Genomic DNA, 17,724 nt, shown 5'->3' with positions numbered 1-17,724 from the left:
CCCTTGAAGGAGGTGCCCCATGGAGACCGCTGAAATCCAACGCCGGTTTCTGAAGTTCTTCGAGTCCAACGGCCATACGGTGGTCCCCAGCGCACCGCTGCCCGCCTTCGAGGACCCGAACCTGCTGTTCGTGCCCGCGGGCATGGTCCCCTTCGTGCCCTACTTCCTGGGCCAGGCGACTCCGGACTGGAACCGCGCCACGTCGGTGCAGAAGTGCATCCGCACGCCCGACATCGACGAGGTCGGCAAGACCTCCCGCCACGGCACGTTCTTCCAGATGAACGGCAACTTCTCCTTCGGGGACTACTTCAAGGAGCAGGCGATCCGCTTCGCCTGGGACCTCACCACCGGCTCGCTCGAGTCCGGCGGCCTCGGCCTGGACGGCGACAAGATCTGGGCCACGGTCTACCTCGACGACGACGAGGCGATCGACATCTGGCACAAGCAGATCGGGCTCCCGCTCGACCGCATCGTGCGCCGCGGCCAGGCCGACAACATGTGGTCGATGGGCATCCCCGGCCCGTGCGGCCCCTGCTCCGAGCTGTACTACGACCGCGGCCCCGACTACGGGCCCGAGGGCGGCCCGGAGGTCGACGAGGACCGCTACCTCGAGTTCTGGAACCTCGTGTTCATGCAGAACATCCGCGGTGAGGGCCCCGCCAAGGAGGGGTACAAGGTCACCGGCGACCTGCCGAAGAAGAACATCGACACCGGCATGGGCATGGAGCGCATGGCCGCGCTCCTCCAGGGCGTCGACAACATGTACGAGACCGACCAGGTCCGGCCGATCATCGACAAGGCCTCGGAGCTGACGGGCAAGCGCTACGGCGTCTCGACCTCGCACACCGCCTCCGAGTCCCACCCGGACGACATCCGCTTCCGGGTCATCGGCGACCACGTGCGCTCCTCGCTGATGCTCATCGGCGACGGCGTCGTGCCCTCCAACGAGGGCCGCGGCTACGTGCTGCGCCGCCTCATGCGCCGCGCGATCCGCGCCGTGCGCCTCCTCGGCTACGACAAGCCGGCGATGCCCGAGCTGCTGCCCGTGGCCATGGAGCGCATGTCCACCGCGTACCCCGAGCTCAAGACCGACTTCGAGCGGATCTCCTCCTACGCGTACGGCGAGGAGGAGGCCTTCCTCAAGACCCTCAAGCACGGCACGACGATCCTCGACACCGCCGTGGCCGAGACCAAGACCGAGGGCGGCAAGACCCTCTCGGGCTCCAAGGCGTTCGAGCTGCACGACACGTACGGCTTCCCGATCGACCTGACCCTGGAGATGGCCGAGGAGCAGGGGCTCTCGGTCGACCAGGAGGGCTTCCGCACGCTCATGACCGAGCAGCGGCAGCGCGCGAAGGCGGACGCGGCGGCCCGCAAGACCGGCCACGCGGACCTGTCCGCGTACTGGCAGCTCCTCCAGGAGCAGGGCCCCACCGAGTGGAAGGCCTACGAGACCCTCGAGACCGAGTCGCGCGTGATCGGCGTCCTCAAGGACGGCCAGTCGGTGCCGCTGGCCAAGGCCGGGGACATCGTGGAGGTCGTGCTCGACCGGACCCCGTTCTACGCCGAGTCCGGCGGCCAGCACGCCGACGCCGGCAAGCTCGTCGGCCCGAGCCTGTTCGCCGAGGTCCTCGACGTGCAGCGCCCGGTCAAGAAGCTCGTGGTCCACAAGGTCCGCGTCCTCGAAGGCGAGCTCGTCATCGACGACAAGCTCGAGGCCTCGGTCGACCCGGAGTGGCGTCTGGGCGCGCGCCAAGCGCACTCGGGCACGCACGTGGTCCACGCGGCCCTGCGCGAGGTGCTCGGCCCGACCGCGCTCCAGTCCGGCTCGTTCAACCGCCCCGGCTACCTGCGCCTGGACTTCTCCTGGCGCTCGAAGCTCTCCGACGAGACGCGCAGTGAGATCGAAGAGGTCTCCAACCGCGCCGTCCGCGACGACCTGCCGGTCGCCGTCCAGTACATGACGCTCCCGGAGGCCAAGGACTTCGGCGCGGTCGCGCTGTTCGGCGAGACCTACGACGAGACCGTGCGCGTCGTCGAGATCGGCGGCCCCTGGTCGCGCGAGCTCTGCGGCGGCACGCACGTGGAGCGCTCGGCCCAGATCGGTCCGCTCGTCCTGACCGCCGAGTCCTCGGTCGGCTCGGGGCAGCGCCGCGTCGAGGCCGCCACGGGCATGGAGGCCTACAAGTACCTCGCCCGCGAACGGGACCTCGTCACGCAGATCGCCGAGGAGATCGGCGCTCAGCGCGGGGACGTCCTCGAGCGGGTGCGCGCGATCCTGCAGCGCACCAAGGACGCCGAGCGCGAGCTGGCGAACCTCCAGGCGAAGGCCGTCTCCGGTCGCGCCGCCGAGTTCGCCGCGGCCGCGAAGCAGGTCGGGGCCGTCAAGGTCGCGGCCGTGCAGGCGCCCGAGGGCACCAAGGGCGGCGACGTCCGCAACCTCGCCATGCAGATCCGCGGGCACCTGCCTGAGGACCAGCCCGGCGTCGCCGCGGTCGTCGCGACCGCCGGCGGCAAGGCCAGCATCGTCGTCGCGGCCAACAAGGCCGCGCAGGCGCAGCACGTCTCGGCGCAGGCCCTCGTGAAGGCCGCGCTGTCCGGCAAGGGCGGCGGCAACGACGAGGTCGCCCAGGGCGGCGGCGTCCCCGCCGACCAGGCGGCGCAGCTGCTCGCGGCCGTCACCGGCGCGATCACGGCATAAATGAGCGATTCAGCGAACGGCCCCGCGTCCAACACTTGGACGCGGGGCCGCCGTCTCGGCATCGATCTGGGCAAAGCGCGCATCGGCGTCGCCGTGTGCGATCCGGACGGACTCCTCGCCACTCCAGTCGCGACGGTTCGTCGCGACCTCAAAACCGCTGGTGAGGACATTCCCAGCGATATCCGGGAAATCGCCGAAACGGCCCGCGAGTACGAGGTTGTCGAAATCGTCGTCGGCCTACCCGTTACTCTTTCGGGTGAGGAGGGGCCGGCAGCCGCACACACCCGAGCCTGGGTGCAGCGATTCGCCGACCACGTCTCACCCGTTCCGGTGACCCTGACCGATGAGCGCATGACCACCGCCGTCGCGACACGCAGACTCAATGAAGGCGGCGTGCGCGGCAGCCGGAAGCGCTCCATCATCGACCAGGCGGCGGCGGTGGAGATCCTCCAGCAATGGTTGGACCAGCGGCGGAGGTAGAGGACAGGATGCTCGGCGATTTTAGGACCGAGGACGAGCGGGCGGATGCTCCCCGGAGCCACCGCCGCAAGGACTCCGGCAAGTCCGTGATCGCCATGACCCTGGTCGTGGCCCTGTTCGGCGTCATCGGCGTCGGCGGCTGGTGGGCGTACAACAACGTCATCAAGGACTACTTCGTCGCCGAGGACTACGCCGGCGACGGCAACGGCAACCAGGTGGTCATCACCGTCGAAGAAGGCTGGTTCGTCTCCGACATCGCCGACGAACTCGAAGCCGAGGGAGTGGTGGCCTCCGCGAAGGCCTTCCTCAACGCCTCCGAGGACGCGAACAACGCAGGACAGTCCATCCAGCCGGGCTCCTACGCGATGGAGGAGGAGATGTCCGCCGCCGCCGCGCTGGAGTTCATGACCGACCCCGCGAACCTGACGCTCGACCACGTCGTGGTCCCCGAAGGCAAGCGCTCGTTCGAGATCTACGAGATCCTCGCCGAATACACCGGGGTCCCGATCGAGGACTTCGAGGCCGCCGCGCAGGACCCGGAGGCGCTCGGCGTCGACCCGATCTGGTTCGAGGGATTCTCCGACCGGCAGGTCAAATCCGTGGAGGGCTTCCTCTTCCCCTCCGCCTACGAGTTCGACGAGACCATGACCGCCGAGCAGATGCTCTCCGAGATGGTCAAGCGCTTCAACGAGACCATCGAGGAGATCGGCTTCCTCGACAAGCTCGCCGACATCCAGGACCCCGACCCCGAGTACGACCCGGGCGCCATGGAGAACCAGACCTTCTACCCGCCCACCAACGGCGAGTTCAAGATCCAGCCGTGGATGGCCCTCCAGATCGCCTCGATCGTCCAGTCCGAATCCGGCATCGCCAGCGACGACCCGAAGATCGCCCAGGTCATGTACAACAAGATGTACCTCAACCCGTACTCCCACGAGCAGACCAACTGCAACTGCTTCGAGTCCGAGGCCATCTGGAACTACGGCCGCCTGCTCAACGGCGAAGAGGCCATCACCTCGGGCGAGGAGATCGACTGGGGTGCGGTCATGCGCGACCCGGACAACCCCTGGTCCCCGAGCGCTCCCGAGCACGCCGGCTACCTGCCGAGCGCCATCTCCAATCCCGGTGCCGCCGCGCTCGAATCCGCAGTCGCCCCGGAAGCGAACGACTACCTGTTCTTCGTCACGGCCTTCGACGACGGCCGTGCGCTGTTCGCCGAGACGTACGCCGAGCACAACGACAACATCGATATCGCCGAAGAGAACGGCATCCAGTGATGCGGGCCGCCGTCCTCGGGAAGCCCATCGAGCACTCCCTCTCGCCGGTCATCCACAACGCCGGGTACAGCGCGGCCGGGCTCGCCGATTGGACGTACACGCGCCACGAATGCGACGAGCCCGCGCTCGCCCGCTTCGTCGACTCCCTCGACGACACCTGGGCCGGGCTCTCGCTCACCATGCCGCTCAAGGAGATCGCGCTGACCGTCGCCGACGAGGCGACGCCTGTGGCCGCGGCGATCGGCGCGGCCAACACGCTCGTCCTGCGCGGCGGGCGGCGCGTCGCCGACAACACCGACGCGCCCGGGATCGTGGACGCGCTGGCCGAGGTCGGACTCCGCAAAGCCGACGAGGTCGCCGTGCTCGGCGCCGGCGGCTCGGCCCGCGCCGCTCTGGCCGCGGCCCAGTCGCTCGGCGCGAGCGCGGTCCAGGTCTACGCCCGGCGCCGCGAGGCGATCGCCGAGCTCGAACCGGTCGCCGCGGCGCTCGGGCTCCGGCTCGAGGCCCGCAGCTGGGAGGAGGCGGTGCACGTGGGCGACGCCGACCTCGTGATCGCCACGGTCCCGAAGGGCGTCACCGACGACCTGCGCCTGCAGTGGAAGCCCGGCGCGGTCCTGTTCGACATCCTCTACGACCCGTGGCCGACCGCGCTCGCCGCCGAGGCCGAACGCCAAGGCGTGCAGGTCCTCGACGGCCTCGCCCTCCTGCTCGCGCAGGCGGTCCGGCAGTGGACGCAGTTCACCGGCCTCGACGAGGCGCCGGTCACGGCGATGCGCGCGGCCCTCTACGGAGCGGTACCGTCGAGGCAGTCGTCATGACCCGCGCTACCCGCTCCGACCGCTGAATCGAGACCGGCATGGACCACACCTTCCTCTACGACGGGGACTGCGCGTTCTGCACCCAGTCCGCGCAGTTCCTGGAGCGGCACGTCCGCACCACCGCCAAGGTCACGCCCTGGCAGTGGGCCGACCTCGACGCGCTGGGCGTCACCCAGGACGAGGCCGAAGCGGCCGTGATCTGGATCGAGCCGGGCCTCACGCGGGCCGGGCCGGACGCGATCGCCGTGCTGCTGCGCCGCGCCCAGTGGTACTGGAAGCCGATCGGCGGGGTCCTCTCGCTCAAGCCCGTGTCGTGGCTCGCCTGGCCCGTCTACCGGCTCGTCTCCCGCAACCGCCACAAGCTCCCCGGCGGCACCGCGGCGTGCTCGCTGCCGCAGGCCGAACGGGACCGCCTCGCCGGTCCGTGACATTCCGTCGCATGGGGATCGGCGCGGTTATGGCATACTCGCCCGGTGCCGAACGAAGCCGCCGAACGACCGCTGACACGCCGAGGGAAACTCGTGCGCATAGCGGCGACCCTCGCGATGACCATCGCCCTCATGGCGACCTCGCTGTGGGGCACCGATGACTTCTTCCCGTTCTCGCCGTTCAAGATGTACTCGCACGCGCACGACCCGGACGGCTGGGCCAACAGCACCAGCCTGGTCCTGACCGACGCCACGGGGCGCAGCTTCCCGATCGGCGACAACGACACCGGGTTCCGCCGCGCCGAACTCGAAGGCCAGCTGAGCCGCTTCCGCGAGGACCCCGAGCTCCTGGCGCTCGTCGCCCAGGCCTACGAGGACGCCCACCCGGACAGCCCCGAGATCGTGGCCGCCGAAGTGATCATCACCAGCTACGAGCTCAAAGACGGTGAACGCACCGGCGCCGAGACCGCCGAAGTGGCCGCCGCGTGGGAAGAAGGGGCGGACGGATCGTGACCCGCTATCTGAACGGCTTCTTCTTCACCCCCGTGGCCCTCGGCCGGGTCGCGGCGATGCGCTTCCTCGCCGGGCTCTTCGTCTGGATCGAATGGTGGGCGTACAAGCCGTTCATCATCCAGCACCGCTTCCTGCCCGAGGACCTGTACCAGCCGCTGCTCATCGGCCGCATCCTGCCGATCCCGGCCCCGAACTACTGGATCGTCACCGGCACCCTCGCCGTCTGCCTCGCCTCCGCGATCCCGATGATGTTCGGCTACCGCCCGCGCCTGTTCGGGTGGATCCTGTTCATCGCGTACTTCGAGTGGATGCTCATCTACAACTCGTACGGGAAGGTCGACCACGCGAGCTTCGGCTTCATGGTGCTCCTGCTCGTGCTCTGCATGATGCCCGAGGCCCGCTGGGGCGACCGCGAGCACCTGTCCCAGCGCGTGGGCTGGGGCTTCAACCTGGTGCAGATCGCCGTGGTGTGCACGTACTTCCTCTCCACCTGGTCCAAGTTCCGCTACGGCGGCCTCGAATGGGCCAACTCCGGAGTCTTCACGTGGGCGATCATCCGCCGCGGCACGGTCTTCTCGGACTGGCTGCTGGACTTCCCGCAGCTCCTGACCGCCGCCCAGTGGGGCATGATCGCGTTCGAGCTGCTCACCCCGCTGGTGCTCTTCGTCTACCCGTGGAAGCGGATCCAGTACTCGATCATCGCGTTCTTCTACGCCTTCCACGTGGCGATCTTCGCCGCACTCACGATCAGCTTCCTCCCGCACCTGTTCGCGATGGCCTGCTTCCTGCCGCTCGAACGCGTCGACCCGAAGGACCTCGCCCGCCGCGCCCGCGCGAAGCTCAAGGGCCGCAAGGACACTCCCGACCAGCGCAGTCGGGGCGAAGCCGATCCCGAACTCAGCGCGACCGGCTGACTCGGGCGGGTCCCCTGTGGCACACCCGTGCCATACTCTTGCCGTGGATACCCAGTACGCGACGGTCCGGCCCCTCGGGCGGGCCGTGCGGGTCTCGATCACCCTGATCGTGCTCGCCCTCGTCACCGCCACCACCTTCTGGGGCGGTGACGACTTCTTCCCGTTCGCGCCCTTCAAGATGTACTCCTCGTCGATGGAGCTGGACGGCTGGGCCGGGTCGACCCGCGTCGAGGCCGTCAACGAGGAGGGCGAGCGCTTCATGCTCACCGAGGGCGCCACGGGCTTCCGCCGCGCCGAACTCGAGGGCCAGAAGAGCCGGTTCATCGAGAACCCCGCCCTCCTGGAGTACGTCGCCCAGGCGTACGAGAACACCAACCCCGACAAGCCCGGGATCGTCACCGTGGAGATCATCGAACGCCGCTACCGGCTCGAGGACGGCCACCAGACGGGCGAGGTCACCGAGGTCGTCGAGGCCGCCTACACCCGCGAAGGAACCGGAGAATGACGCCGCTGCCGCTCGCGCAGAAGACCGCCGGCTTCTTCTTCACCCCCGTGGCCCTCGGCCGCGTCGCCGCGATGCGCTTCCTCGCCGGAGCGTTCATCTGGGTCGACTGGTGGTGGTACATGCCCTGGATCCTCGGCCACCGCCACGTCCCCGGGGAGCTCTACCAGCCGTTGTTCCTCGCCCGCGTGCTCCCGGTCTTCCCCGTCCCGAGCTACTGGCTCGTCGTCGGCACCCTCGTCGTGCTCCTGGCGGCCTCGGTCCCCATGATGTGCAACAAGGCCCCGCGCCTGTTCGGATGGATCTGCGCGGTCGCCTACTTCGAGTGGATGATCATCGCGATGTCCTACGGGAAGGTCGACCACGGCAAGTTCGCCTTCCTCATCCTGCTGTTCCTCCTGCCCACCATGCCCAAGGCCCGCTGGGGCGACCGCACGCGCCTCTCCGAGCACGTCGGCTGGGGCTTCAACCTCGTCCAGATCGGCGTGGTCTGCACGTACTTCTTCGCGGCCTGGGCCAAGATCCGCTACGGCGGCTGGGAATGGGTCAACTCCGCGACCATGACCTGGGCGATCATCCGCCGCGGCACCGAGTTCTCGACCTGGCTCCTGGACTACCCGTGGCTGCTGCGCCTCTCCCAATGGGGGATGGTCGGCTTCGAACTGCTCAGTCCCATCGTCATGTTCGTGGCCGCCAAGCGGCTCAAATACGGCATCGTCGCGTTCTTCTACCTCTTCCACCTCACCGTGTTCCTCGCCGTCGAGATCAGCTTCCTGCCCCATATGGTCGCGATGGCCTGCTTCCTCCCGCTGGAGCGCATCAACCCGCGTGAGCTGATTCGCAACGCGCCGGGCCTGCCCGGCCGAATCCGCCGAAGGCTCAAGGCCCGCAAGGCGATACCAGCGCAAAGCCGGTCCGGCGAGCCCGCCCCGGAGGCCGAGCCCGCGTCCTGACCCGCGGAAAACGAGTGGCCCGCTCCCACCGAATCTCCATACGGTGGGAGCATGCCGATTCTCCAAGCCCAAGCCCTCACCAAGACCTTCCGCAGGCCCGACAAGGACTCGGGGTTCAAGGGCGCCGTCAAGCACCTGATGCAGCGCAAGTACAAGAACTACACCGCGGTGGACGGCATCGACCTCTCGATCGACGCGGGCGAATCGGTGGCCTACGTCGGACCCAACGGCGCGGGCAAGTCCACCACGGTCAAGCTCCTCACCGGCATCCTGCGCCCCTCCGAGGGCACCGTCCGGGTGATGGGCCGCGACCCGCACACCGAGCGCATCGCCAACGCGCACGACATCGGCGTCCTCTTCGGACAGCGCACCCAGCTGTGGTGGGACCTGCCCGTGGAGGAGTCCCTGAAGCTCCTCAAGCACATGTACGGCGTCTCCGACGCCGACTACAAGCGCCGCATCGCCAGGTTCGACGAGCTGCTCGACCTGGGCGAGTTCATGCCCGCCCTCGCCCGCACCCTCTCCCTGGGCCAGCGCATGCGGGCCGACCTGGCGTGCGCCCTCATCCACGACCCCAAGATGGTCTACCTCGACGAGCCGACCATCGGCCTCGACATCTCCGTGAAGGACCGCCTCCGCGCGTTCCTGCGCGAGCTCGTCAACGACGGCACCACGCTGCTCCTCACCAGCCACGACCTGGCCGACATCGAAGAGGTCTGCGAGCGGATCGTCGTGATCGACAAGGGCGCCATCGCCTACGACGGCTCGATCGAGCGGCTCAAGGCCCACTACATCACCACCAAGGCCGTGCACCTCTACCTCGAAGGCGCCGCGAACGTGCCCGAGCTGGCCGAGAAGTTCCCCGACTACGAGTGGACCGCAGGCGAGGCGCCCTCCGAGGTCGTCGTGACCTACGAGTCGAACCGCTTCACCACCGCCGAGGTCCTCGGCTCCCTCACCGCCCAGCTCTCCCCGCGGGACCTCTCCCTCTCCGAGCCGAGCATCGAGGACGTCATCCGCCGCCTGTACGCCGGGGAACTCACGAAGTGAACCCCACTCCCCGCCCCGCCCAACTGTTCGGCGCACCGAACCGGAGCAGACGAAGATGACCCACGCCTTCGCGGTCGACCGCGCACTCGTGGTCATCTCGTTCAAGCGCCGACTCGCCTACAAGTCCGGCTGGATCTTCGGCCTCGCCCTCGGCGGCGGCTCCATGCTCATCTCGCTCACCATGTGGCAGAACCTGCTCGGCGACGGATCGCTGAACGGCTACGACTGGTCGTCGATGCGCGCGTACACGATCATCGGATTCGTCGCCGCCACCATGGTCTTCGGCGCCGCCGACTTCCAGATCGCCGACCGCATCCTCGACGGCCACATCGCGGTCGACATGACCAAGCCCGTCGACTTCCAGCGGGCCCGCGCCGCCGAATACGTCGGCTCGATGATCTCCACCGCCCCGACCGCCGCCCTCGGCGTCCTCGGGGCCTGGCTGCTGTTCGATCCCCCCGGACCGGCCACGCCGACGGCGGGCCTGCTCACCGCCCTCAGCTTCATCCTCCTGTTCCCCCTGGCCTTCGGCATCACCTACCTCTCGGTCCTGGTGTGCTTCTGGACCAAGCGGTACCTGGGGATCATGTGGCTGCGCGAGGCCCTCCTCAGCTTCTTCTCCGGACTCATGATCCCGCTCGCGTTCATGCCGGGCTGGCTCCAGGCCGCGGCCTGGGCCCTGCCGTTCCCGCACTTCACGACCACCCCGGCCGCGATCTACCTGGGCCGGGTCGACACCGCGGGCGCGCTCGGGCTCCTCGCCGCGGAGGCCGCCTGGGTCGTCGGCCTCTGGTACGCGGGCCGACTCGTCTTCCGCTTCGCGGTCAGGAAAGTGACGGTGCACGGTGGCTGACGCCTTGTCCATCGAACGGTCGGTGCCGATCCGGCACGCCTCCGGCGTCTACTGGCGCGCGCTGGCGGCGCACATCCGCTCGATCATCGAATACCCGGCCGACCTGTGGATCATGGCCTCGGCAGGCGCGGTGTGGAACGTCCTGCAGTTCGCCTTCCTCGCAGTGCTGTTCGCCAACGTTCCGACCATCGAAGGCTGGGGCTTCCACCAGATGCTCATGCTCTCGGGCCTCCTGAGCATCGCCGGCGGCGCGAACGCGCTGTGCTTCGACGGCGCCTGGAACACCGGCAGCATGGTCATCAAGGGCGACATCGACTACCGGATCACCCGGCCCGCCCCGGTGATCCTCCAGGTCGGGTCCTCGCACATCGGACTCCAGTCATTCGGCGAGCTGGCACTCGGCTTCGCGATGCTGGTCTACGGCTGGATAGGCGCCGGAGTCGGCATCGCGTGGATTCCGGTCGGCGCGCTGGCGATCGTCTGCGCGGCCCTCACCCAGACGGCGCTCGTGACCGCGCTCTGCGCCCTGAACTTCTGGATCAAGAGCCCGATGTCGGTCTTCGCGTTCCTCCTCATCCAGCTGCAGGGCGGCGCGATGAAGCTGCCGCTCGGCGTCTTCCCCGTGGCGGTCAGGATCATCGCGCTGTTCATCGTGCCGGTCGCGTTCATCAACGTCGTCCCCGTCGCGGTCTTCACCGGCCACATGAGCGCCTGGTGGCTGGTCGGCGTGCCGCTCGCGGCGGTCGCAGCGGCCGCGCTGGCCGCCGGCATGTACCGGCTCGGCCTGCGCGCCTACGACTCGGCGGGACACTGACATGGCGAGCATCGACATCGCGTTCGCGACGATCGCGTTCAAACGCAAGATCGCCTACAAGGCCACCTGGTTGTTCTCCGTCCTCTTCGGCGGCTTCTCGCTCCTGGCGGGCCTGGCCGTGTGGAGCCATCTCATCGGCGACGGCGAACTGGGCGGCTACGACTGGGACGCCATGAAGGCGTACCTGATCATCGGCTTCCTCACTTCGACGCTCGCGTGGGCGGGCTCGGACTGGGAGATGGCGAACCGCATCCTCGACGGCATGGTCTCGATCGACCTGACCAAACCGGTGGACTTCCAGCGGGCGCGGGCCGCCGAGTACATCGGCGGCATGGCCGCCTCGGTCCCGGCGGCGATCATCGGCACGGCCGCCGCGGTGCTGCTGTTCCGGCCCGCGCCGCCCGCGTCGCCGCTCGCGGCGGCGCTCACCGTTATCAGCCTGCTGTTCATCTTCCCGCTGGCGTTCGGCATCAACTACCTCGCGGTGATGGCCTGCTTCCTGACGCAGCGGTATCTCGGCATCCAGTGGGCGCGAGACTGCATCCTGGCGTTCTTCTCGGGGCTGATGATCCCGATCGCGCTCATGCCCTTCTGGCTCCAGACGCTCGCGTGGTGGCTGCCGTTCGTGCACTTCACCACCACGCCCGCGTCGATCTACCTCGGCCGCGTCGGCACCGGCGGGGCCCTGGGCCTCATCGTGGTCGAGGCCGCCTGGTCGGTCGGCCTGCTGCTCCTCGCCCGCCTCATCTGGGGGCGGCTCGTCAGGAAGGTGACCATTCATGGCGGTTAAGGACGCAGTGCACGCGGGCGGCGTCTACCGCCGCTCGATCGGCGCGTACCTGCGCACGATCGCGGAGTACCCGGCGGACTTCTGGGTCATGGCGATCGCCGGGTGCTTCTGGCAGATCCTGAGCTTCTCGTTCCTGTCCATCCTGTTCCAGAACGTGAACGCCGTGCAGGGCTGGGACTACCACGAGATGCTGCTGCTGGCCGGGTTCGTGTCGATCCCCTTCGGCGCGACCGCGCTGGTGTGGGACGGCATCTGGGACACCGGCAAGATGATCGTCGAAGGCGACCTGGACTACCGCATCACCCGCCCCGCGCCGGTGCTGGTCCAGGTGGGCTCCAAGCATGTCGGCATGCAGGTCTTCGGCGAGGTCTCGCTCGGCCTGGGGATGCTCGTCTACGGCTGGATCGGCTCGGGCCTGGGCCTCGCGGCCGTCCCTGTCGGCGTGTTCCTGCTGCTTTGCGGCACCGTGATCCAGGCGGCACTGCTGACGATCGCGAACGCGGCGAACTTCTGGATGCAGGGCCGCACCCCGGTGGTCGCCTTCATGCTGACCGAGATCCAGAACGAGTCGATGCGGTTCCCGCTCACGATCTTCCCGGTCGCGGTCCGTCTCGCCCTCACCTTCGGCCTGCCCCTCGCCTTCGCGAGCTTCATCCCGGTCCAGATCCTCACGGGCAAGACCGACCCGTGGTGGCTCATCGCCCCGCCGATCGCCGCGGCCGCCACCGCCCTCCTCGCCGTCCTCGCCTTCCGGGCGGGCCTGAAGGCCTACGACTCCGCCGGACACTGAACCGGCGGCCCGGGACCGCTCGGCGGAAATGCTTTGACTCGGCAACCCGTTGCAGTGCAAGCTGGTCACCCGCCTCCCCCTTGAGCCCTGGATGCTGATGCCCTTGACCGCGATCCCCGTCCGAGCGCGCCCAAGCGCGCTCTCAGTCGACCTCGCACTGGCCGTCGTCGCATTGAAACGGCGTCTCGCCTACCGCTTGAACTGGGTCTTCGCGGTCGTGCTCGGCGGCGGCGAACTCCTCGTCTCGCTCACGCTTTGGGGGACCATCCTCGCCGAGCAGGGTTCGATCGCCGGGTACGACTGGGACGCCATGCGCACCTACTACGTGATCGGCTTCGTCACCGCCACGTTCATCTTCGGCGGCTCCGACACCGCCCAGCGCATCCTCGACGGCAGCGTCGCGATCGACCTGCTCAAACCCGTCGACTTCCAGCGGGCGCGGGCCGCCGAGTTCTACGGCGGTCTGGCCGGCTCGCTCCCGACCATGGTCGTCGGGCTCACCATCGCGCTGATCTTCTTCACGCCGCTGCCGCCGGCCTCGTTCGCCGCGGGGCTGCTCACGCTCGTCAGCATCTCGCTGATCGCGCCCATCGCGTTCAGCGTCGTCTACCTCTCGACCATGCTGTGCTTCTGGACCCGCAGCTACCACGGGATCATGTGGGCCCGGCAGACCGTCGTGGCGTTCTTCTCGGGGGCGATGGTGCCCTTGGCGATCATGCCGGAGCCGCTGCAGGTCCTCGCCTGGTGCCTGCCGTTCGTCCACTTCACGACCACCCCGTCCCAGATCTACCTCGGCCGGGTCGACACCCTCGGCGCGCTCGGGCTCATCGCCGCGCAGCTCGCGTGGGTGTTCGCGCTCTGGTTCCTCGGGCGCTGGCTGTGGAGCCGCGCGGTCCGGGCCGTCACCATCCACGGAGGTTGAGATGCGCCGTACCGCGTCCACGTATGTGCGCCTGATCGCGGCGCAGTTCCGCTCCATCACCGAGTACCCGGCCGACTTCTGGACGATGGTCTCGGTCGCCCTCATCCAGCAGGCCGCGCAGCTCGCCTTCATCGCGGTGATCTTCGCGCAGGTCACCGCCATCGACGGGTGGGGCTTCCCGGAGATGCTCCTGCTCATCGGCTTCATGGTCCTGGCCGATTCGGTGACCGAGGTCGGCTGGGACGGGATGTGGACGGTCGGCCGCAAGATCATCGACGGCGGGCTGGACTACGCGGTCGTGCGCCCCGCACTGGTGATGATGCAGATCGGCGCCAGCGCCATCGGCATGCAGTCGGCGGGGAACCTCGCCACCGGCGCGACGATGATCGCGATCGGCTGGAGCGGCGCGGGCATCCCGCTCGCGATGATCCCCGCTGCGGTCCTGCTCTTCGCCTGCGCCGTCGCCGTGCAGCTGACGGTCATCACCAGCCTGAACTGCGTCAACTTCTGGCTCAAGGGCCCGAGCCCGGTGTTCGCCTGGCTGACCGCCCAGACCCAGGAGACGGCCACGCGGTTCCCGCTGACCATCTACCCCAGGGCGGTGCGCGCCCTCCTGACCTGGGCCGTGCCGCTCGCGTTCGTCAACTACATCCCCGTCCAGATCCTCACCGGCGCCCTCCCCGCGTGGTGGCTGGCGGTCCCGCCGGTGGTCGCCCTGGCCCTCGTCGCCGTGACGGTCCTCGTGGCGAGGGCGGGCCTGCACCGCTACGAATCCGCAGGCCACTGAGGTGACCGCACTCACGCGAAAAAACCACTTGCGCGATTCCGAAGGGCTCCGCTAGAGTCGTCGCTGTTGCCCGAGGCGTGTCGCCTTGGGACTCTTGAGGATTGGAGGTGTTACTGATGGCTGTCGTTGTCCGCGCCCATGCCTTGAAACTCAGTTCACCTCCCGTCGGCTCGCGCTGATTCCGCAGCGAGCGACGGACCTTCCTCCAGGAGCTCGCCACCTTGGCACGCAAGTCTGACTATTCCGAATCCTTCCAATCCATCAAAAGCCGCAAGTCCAAGAACATGCGGGTCTTCTCAGAAGAGGACCAGGCCCGGTTCGAGGAGATGCGCACCGAGTTCGACGAGATGCCGCAGGACGACGGCCCGCCCGCGGGCGACCGGTGGTCGATCTGGTGGGACTCCGAGCCGCTCCAGCGCGGCCCGGAACCCCTGCCGGCGTGGGTCATCACCGACCACGGGGCCGTCGACTACGAGCTCGGCGTCCTCAAGACCGGCAAGGAAGCCGACGTCTTCCTCATCGAACGCGTCGTCCCGGGCACCGACCGGGCCGTGATCCTCGCGTCGAAGCGCTACCGCAGCGCCGAGCACACCCAGTTCAACCGGGCCGGGGACTATATGGCCGGACGCGGGGCGAAGCGCTCGCGCGACGTCCGCGCCATGGCCAAGCGCACCACGTTCGGCCTCGAGCAGGCCGCGGGGCGCTGGGCCGCCGCCGAGTTCGACGCGCTCAAGCGCCTCTACAACGCCGGGGTCGCGGTCCCGTACCCGGTCCAGGTCCTCGGCCGCGAAGTGGTCATGGAGTTCATCGGCGACGGCCGCACCGCCGCGCCGCGGCTCGCCGAGACCAAGCCGGGCGCGGACGACCTCGACAGCCTGTGGGAGCAGGCGGCCGAGTCGCTGCGGCGCATGACCGAGCTCGGGTTCGCCCACGGCGACCTCTCGCCGTACAACACGGTGGTCCACGACGGCCGCCTCGTCGTCCTCGACCTCCCGCAGGTCGTGGACATCTACGCGAACCCGCTCGGGATGGGCTTCCTGGAGCGGGACGTGGAGAACCTCGGCTCGTGGTTCACCGCGCGCGGCATCGGCCGCGACGAGGTCGACGACCTCCAGGCGGAGCTGAAGGCCTTGGCGGCCATGCCGTAGGCACGGGTGTGTCGGGGGCGGGTCATATCCTTGTGGTGTGGCAGTTGATTACCGTCCCGCTCCCGGCACCATTCCGACCGCCCCGGGCGTCTACCGCTTCCGGGACCGCGACCGGAGGGTCATCTACGTAGGCAAGGCCAAGAACCTCCGCAACCGGTTGAACTCCTACTTCGCCGACGAATCGCGGCTGCACGAGCGCACCCGCCGCATGGTCAACACGGCCCGCAGCGTCGAGTGGACCGTGGTGGCCACCGAGGTCGAGGCCCTCCAACTGGAGTGGACCTGGATCAAGGAGTACGACCCGCGGTTCAACGTCATGTTCAAGGACGACAAGTCCTACCCGTGGCTCGCCGTCACCGTGGGGGAGGAGTTCCCGCGCGCCCAGGTCATGCGCGGCGCCCGCCGCAAGGGCGTGCGCTACTTCGGGCCGTTCGGCTCCGCGTGGGCGATCCGCCAGACCCTCGACCTCCTCACCCGGGTCTTCCCGATCCGCACCTGCTCCGACTCGGAGTACAAGCGCTGCAACCGGATCGGGCGTCCCAACCTCCTCGCCGACATCGGCAAGTGCTCCGCGCCCTGCGTCGGGCGCATCTCCGCCGAGGAGTACCGCGAACTCGTGAACGGCTTCTGCGCGTTCATGTCCGGCGACCACGCCCCGGTCCGCCGCCGCCTCCTCAAGGAGATGCAGGAGGCCTCCGAAGCCCTCGAGTTCGAGCGCGCCGCGCGCCTGCGCGACGACCTCGGCGCCCTCGACAAGGTCCTCGAGCAGCAGGTCGTGGTCCTCGCCGAGGACGTGGACTGCGACGTCATGGCCGTCGCCGACGACGAGCTGCAGTCCGCCGTGCAGGTCTTCCACGTGCGCGGCGGCCGCATCCGCGGCCAGCGCGGCTGGGTCATCGACAAGCCCGAGCCCATCGACCTCCCCGGCATCGTGGAGAGCTTCTGCCTCCAGTTCTACGGGGAGCAGAACGAGGTCGTGCCCCGCGAAGTGCTCGTCCCGGCCCTCCCGGCCGACGCCCCGGCGCTCGCCGAGCTCCTCTCCGAGCGCCGCGGCGCGAAGGTGGACCTGCGCGTGCCCCGCCGCGGCGACAAGCGCGCCCTGGCCGAGACCGTCGAGAAGAACGCGATCGAGAACCTCCAGCGCCACAAGCTCAAGCGCGCCGGGGACCTCACCGCCCGCTCCAAGGCCCTCGAAGAGCTCGCCGATGCCCTCGACCTGCCCGAGGCCCCGCTGCGGATCGAGTGCTACGACGTCTCGCAGTCCCAGGGCGAGGACGTGGTCGCCTCGATGGTCGTCTTCGAGGACGGCCTGCCGCGCAAGAGCGAGTACCGCCGCTTCGTCATCAAGGGCGAGCGCAAGGACGACCTCGCGAGCCTCCAGGAGACCCTGCGCCGGCGCCTCTCCAAGCTCGCGGAGCAGCCGACCGGCTCTCCGGTCGACACGGGCGAGGAGGGCGAGGAGGCCGCGGAGCCCCGCAAGGGCTTCCACTACCCGCCGCAGCTGCTCGTCGTCGACGGCGGCCAGCCGCAGGTCGCCGCCGCCGAGGCCGTCTTCGCCGAACTCGGCATCGACACCATCAACCTCGCCGGCCTCGCCAAGCGCCTCGAGGAGATCTGGCTCCCCGGCGAGGACTACCCGGTGATCCTCTCGCGCACCTCCGAGGCCCTGTACCTGATGCAGCGCGTCCGCGACGAGGCCCACCGCTTCGCGATCTCCCTGCACCGCACCAGGAGGCGCAAGAGCCTCATCACCTCCGCCCTCGACGGCGTGCCCGGCCTGGGCGAGTCCAAGCGCAAGGCCCTCCTCAAGCAGTTCGGCTCCGTCAAGCGCATCCGCGAGGCCGAACTGTCCGATCTGGAGGCCGTGCCAGGGATCGGCCCGAAACTGGCCGAGGCCTTGCAGACACATCTGCGTAATCCCGACGACAACGGGGCTTGAGACGCGGCGGGTAGTAATACGCTTGTCAGTTCGGCGATCAGGTCG

Annotated in this window: 18 protein-coding genes; all 18 read left to right on the top strand. The window is 68.9% G+C overall.

Going from position 1 to position 17,724, the window contains the following annotated elements; translation table 11 throughout:
• Window positions 1-19 precede the first annotated feature (19 nt).
• Complete coding sequence (alaS, locus tag QWI33_RS06300) at window positions 20-2,701, top strand: alanine--tRNA ligase (protein WP_289956005.1); 2,682 nt, start codon at window positions 20-22, stop codon at window positions 2,699-2,701.
• Window positions 2,702-3,181: a Holliday junction resolvase RuvX gene (gene ruvX, locus QWI33_RS06295; protein WP_289956004.1), complete on the top strand. Its 480-nt coding sequence runs from the start codon at window positions 2,702-2,704 to the stop codon at window positions 3,179-3,181.
• Window positions 3,157-4,458 carry an endolytic transglycosylase MltG gene (locus QWI33_RS06290; RefSeq protein WP_289956002.1) on the top strand — a complete coding sequence of 434 codons (1,302 nt, stop codon included), beginning with the start codon at window positions 3,157-3,159 and terminating at the stop codon, window positions 4,456-4,458. The genes ruvX and QWI33_RS06290 overlap by 25 nt, the downstream gene beginning before the upstream one ends.
• Entirely contained in the window at window positions 4,458-5,276 is an 819-nt protein-coding gene (locus tag QWI33_RS06285; protein WP_289956001.1) for a shikimate dehydrogenase, read from the top strand. The genes QWI33_RS06290 and QWI33_RS06285 overlap by 1 nt, the downstream gene beginning before the upstream one ends.
• Window positions 5,277-5,314: 38 nt before the next feature.
• On the top strand, window positions 5,315-5,704 hold the full coding sequence (locus tag QWI33_RS06280) for a thiol-disulfide oxidoreductase DCC family protein (RefSeq protein WP_289955999.1): 390 nt from the start codon (window positions 5,315-5,317) through the stop codon (window positions 5,702-5,704).
• A 45-nt stretch (window positions 5,705-5,749) separates the two neighbouring features.
• On the top strand, window positions 5,750-6,217 hold the full coding sequence (locus tag QWI33_RS06275; protein WP_289955996.1) for a hypothetical protein: 468 nt from the start codon (window positions 5,750-5,752) through the stop codon (window positions 6,215-6,217).
• Entirely contained in the window at window positions 6,214-7,131 is a 918-nt protein-coding gene (locus tag QWI33_RS06270) for an HTTM domain-containing protein (RefSeq protein WP_289955995.1), read from the top strand. The genes QWI33_RS06275 and QWI33_RS06270 overlap by 4 nt, the downstream gene beginning before the upstream one ends.
• A 43-nt stretch (window positions 7,132-7,174) precedes the next feature.
• A complete protein-coding gene (locus QWI33_RS06265; RefSeq protein ID WP_289955993.1) occupies window positions 7,175-7,636 on the top strand; it encodes a hypothetical protein in 462 nt (153 codons plus the stop codon).
• The gene (locus tag QWI33_RS06260) at window positions 7,633-8,586 is read left to right on the top strand and encodes a hypothetical protein (protein WP_289955992.1); all 954 of its coding nucleotides are present in this window, start codon (window positions 7,633-7,635) and stop codon (window positions 8,584-8,586) included. The genes QWI33_RS06265 and QWI33_RS06260 overlap by 4 nt, the downstream gene beginning before the upstream one ends.
• A gap of 51 nt (window positions 8,587-8,637) precedes the next feature.
• On the top strand, window positions 8,638-9,636 hold the full coding sequence (locus tag QWI33_RS06255; RefSeq protein ID WP_289955990.1) for an ABC transporter ATP-binding protein: 999 nt from the start codon (window positions 8,638-8,640) through the stop codon (window positions 9,634-9,636).
• A 55-nt stretch (window positions 9,637-9,691) separates the two neighbouring features.
• Entirely contained in the window at window positions 9,692-10,489 is a 798-nt protein-coding gene (locus tag QWI33_RS06250) for an ABC transporter permease (RefSeq protein WP_289955989.1), read from the top strand.
• Window positions 10,482-11,303: an ABC transporter permease gene (locus tag QWI33_RS06245; RefSeq protein ID WP_289955987.1), complete on the top strand. Its 822-nt coding sequence runs from the start codon at window positions 10,482-10,484 to the stop codon at window positions 11,301-11,303. The genes QWI33_RS06250 and QWI33_RS06245 overlap by 8 nt, the downstream gene beginning before the upstream one ends.
• Before the next feature lies 1 nt (window position 11,304).
• Window positions 11,305-12,093, top strand: a complete 789-nt coding sequence (locus tag QWI33_RS06240; RefSeq protein ID WP_289955985.1) for an ABC transporter permease — start codon at window positions 11,305-11,307, stop codon at window positions 12,091-12,093.
• The gene (locus QWI33_RS06235; protein WP_289955982.1) at window positions 12,083-12,883 is read left to right on the top strand and encodes an ABC transporter permease; all 801 of its coding nucleotides are present in this window, start codon (window positions 12,083-12,085) and stop codon (window positions 12,881-12,883) included. Before QWI33_RS06240 ends, QWI33_RS06235 begins: the two co-directional genes overlap by 11 nt.
• Before the next feature lie 103 nt (window positions 12,884-12,986).
• A complete protein-coding gene (locus tag QWI33_RS06230) occupies window positions 12,987-13,805 on the top strand; it encodes an ABC transporter permease (RefSeq protein ID WP_289955980.1) in 819 nt (272 codons plus the stop codon).
• 1 nt (window position 13,806) lies between these two features.
• Window positions 13,807-14,592 carry an ABC transporter permease gene (locus QWI33_RS06225; protein ID WP_289955978.1) on the top strand — a complete coding sequence of 262 codons (786 nt, stop codon included), beginning with the start codon at window positions 13,807-13,809 and terminating at the stop codon, window positions 14,590-14,592.
• Between the two features lie 221 nt (window positions 14,593-14,813).
• Complete coding sequence (locus QWI33_RS06220) at window positions 14,814-15,740, top strand: serine protein kinase RIO (protein ID WP_289955977.1); 927 nt, start codon at window positions 14,814-14,816, stop codon at window positions 15,738-15,740.
• Window positions 15,741-15,777: 37 nt separating this feature from the next.
• Window positions 15,778-17,679 (top strand): excinuclease ABC subunit UvrC, encoded by a 1,902-nt coding sequence (gene uvrC / locus QWI33_RS06215; protein ID WP_289955975.1) that lies wholly within the window; start codon window positions 15,778-15,780, stop codon window positions 17,677-17,679.
• Window positions 17,680-17,724: the final 45 nt, after the last annotated feature.

This window comes from Glycomyces tritici (assembly GCF_030403505.1).
The sequence above is the reverse complement of the archived record's forward strand: the minus strand, read 5'-3'. Positions and strand labels throughout refer to the sequence as shown.

What these genes read in the sequence shown, in the direction of transcription:
- alaS (WP_289956005.1), top strand. Translation starts at nt 20, where the DNA reads ATGGAGACCGCTGAAATCCAACGCCGGTTTCTGAAGTTCTTCGAGTCC.
- ruvX (WP_289956004.1), top strand. Translation starts at nt 2,702, where the DNA reads ATGAGCGATTCAGCGAACGGCCCCGCGTCCAACACTTGGACGCGGGGC.
- QWI33_RS06290 (WP_289956002.1), top strand. Translation starts at nt 3,157, where the DNA reads ATGGTTGGACCAGCGGCGGAGGTAGAGGACAGGATGCTCGGCGATTTT.
- QWI33_RS06285 (WP_289956001.1), top strand. Translation starts at nt 4,458, where the DNA reads ATGCGGGCCGCCGTCCTCGGGAAGCCCATCGAGCACTCCCTCTCGCCG.
- QWI33_RS06280 (WP_289955999.1), top strand. Translation starts at nt 5,315, where the DNA reads ATGGACCACACCTTCCTCTACGACGGGGACTGCGCGTTCTGCACCCAG.
- QWI33_RS06260 (WP_289955992.1), top strand. Translation starts at nt 7,633, where the DNA reads ATGACGCCGCTGCCGCTCGCGCAGAAGACCGCCGGCTTCTTCTTCACC.
- QWI33_RS06255 (WP_289955990.1), top strand. Translation starts at nt 8,638, where the DNA reads ATGCCGATTCTCCAAGCCCAAGCCCTCACCAAGACCTTCCGCAGGCCC.
- QWI33_RS06250 (WP_289955989.1), top strand. Translation starts at nt 9,692, where the DNA reads ATGACCCACGCCTTCGCGGTCGACCGCGCACTCGTGGTCATCTCGTTC.
- QWI33_RS06240 (WP_289955985.1), top strand. Translation starts at nt 11,305, where the DNA reads ATGGCGAGCATCGACATCGCGTTCGCGACGATCGCGTTCAAACGCAAG.
- QWI33_RS06235 (WP_289955982.1), top strand. Translation starts at nt 12,083, where the DNA reads ATGGCGGTTAAGGACGCAGTGCACGCGGGCGGCGTCTACCGCCGCTCG.
- QWI33_RS06225 (WP_289955978.1), top strand. Translation starts at nt 13,807, where the DNA reads ATGCGCCGTACCGCGTCCACGTATGTGCGCCTGATCGCGGCGCAGTTC.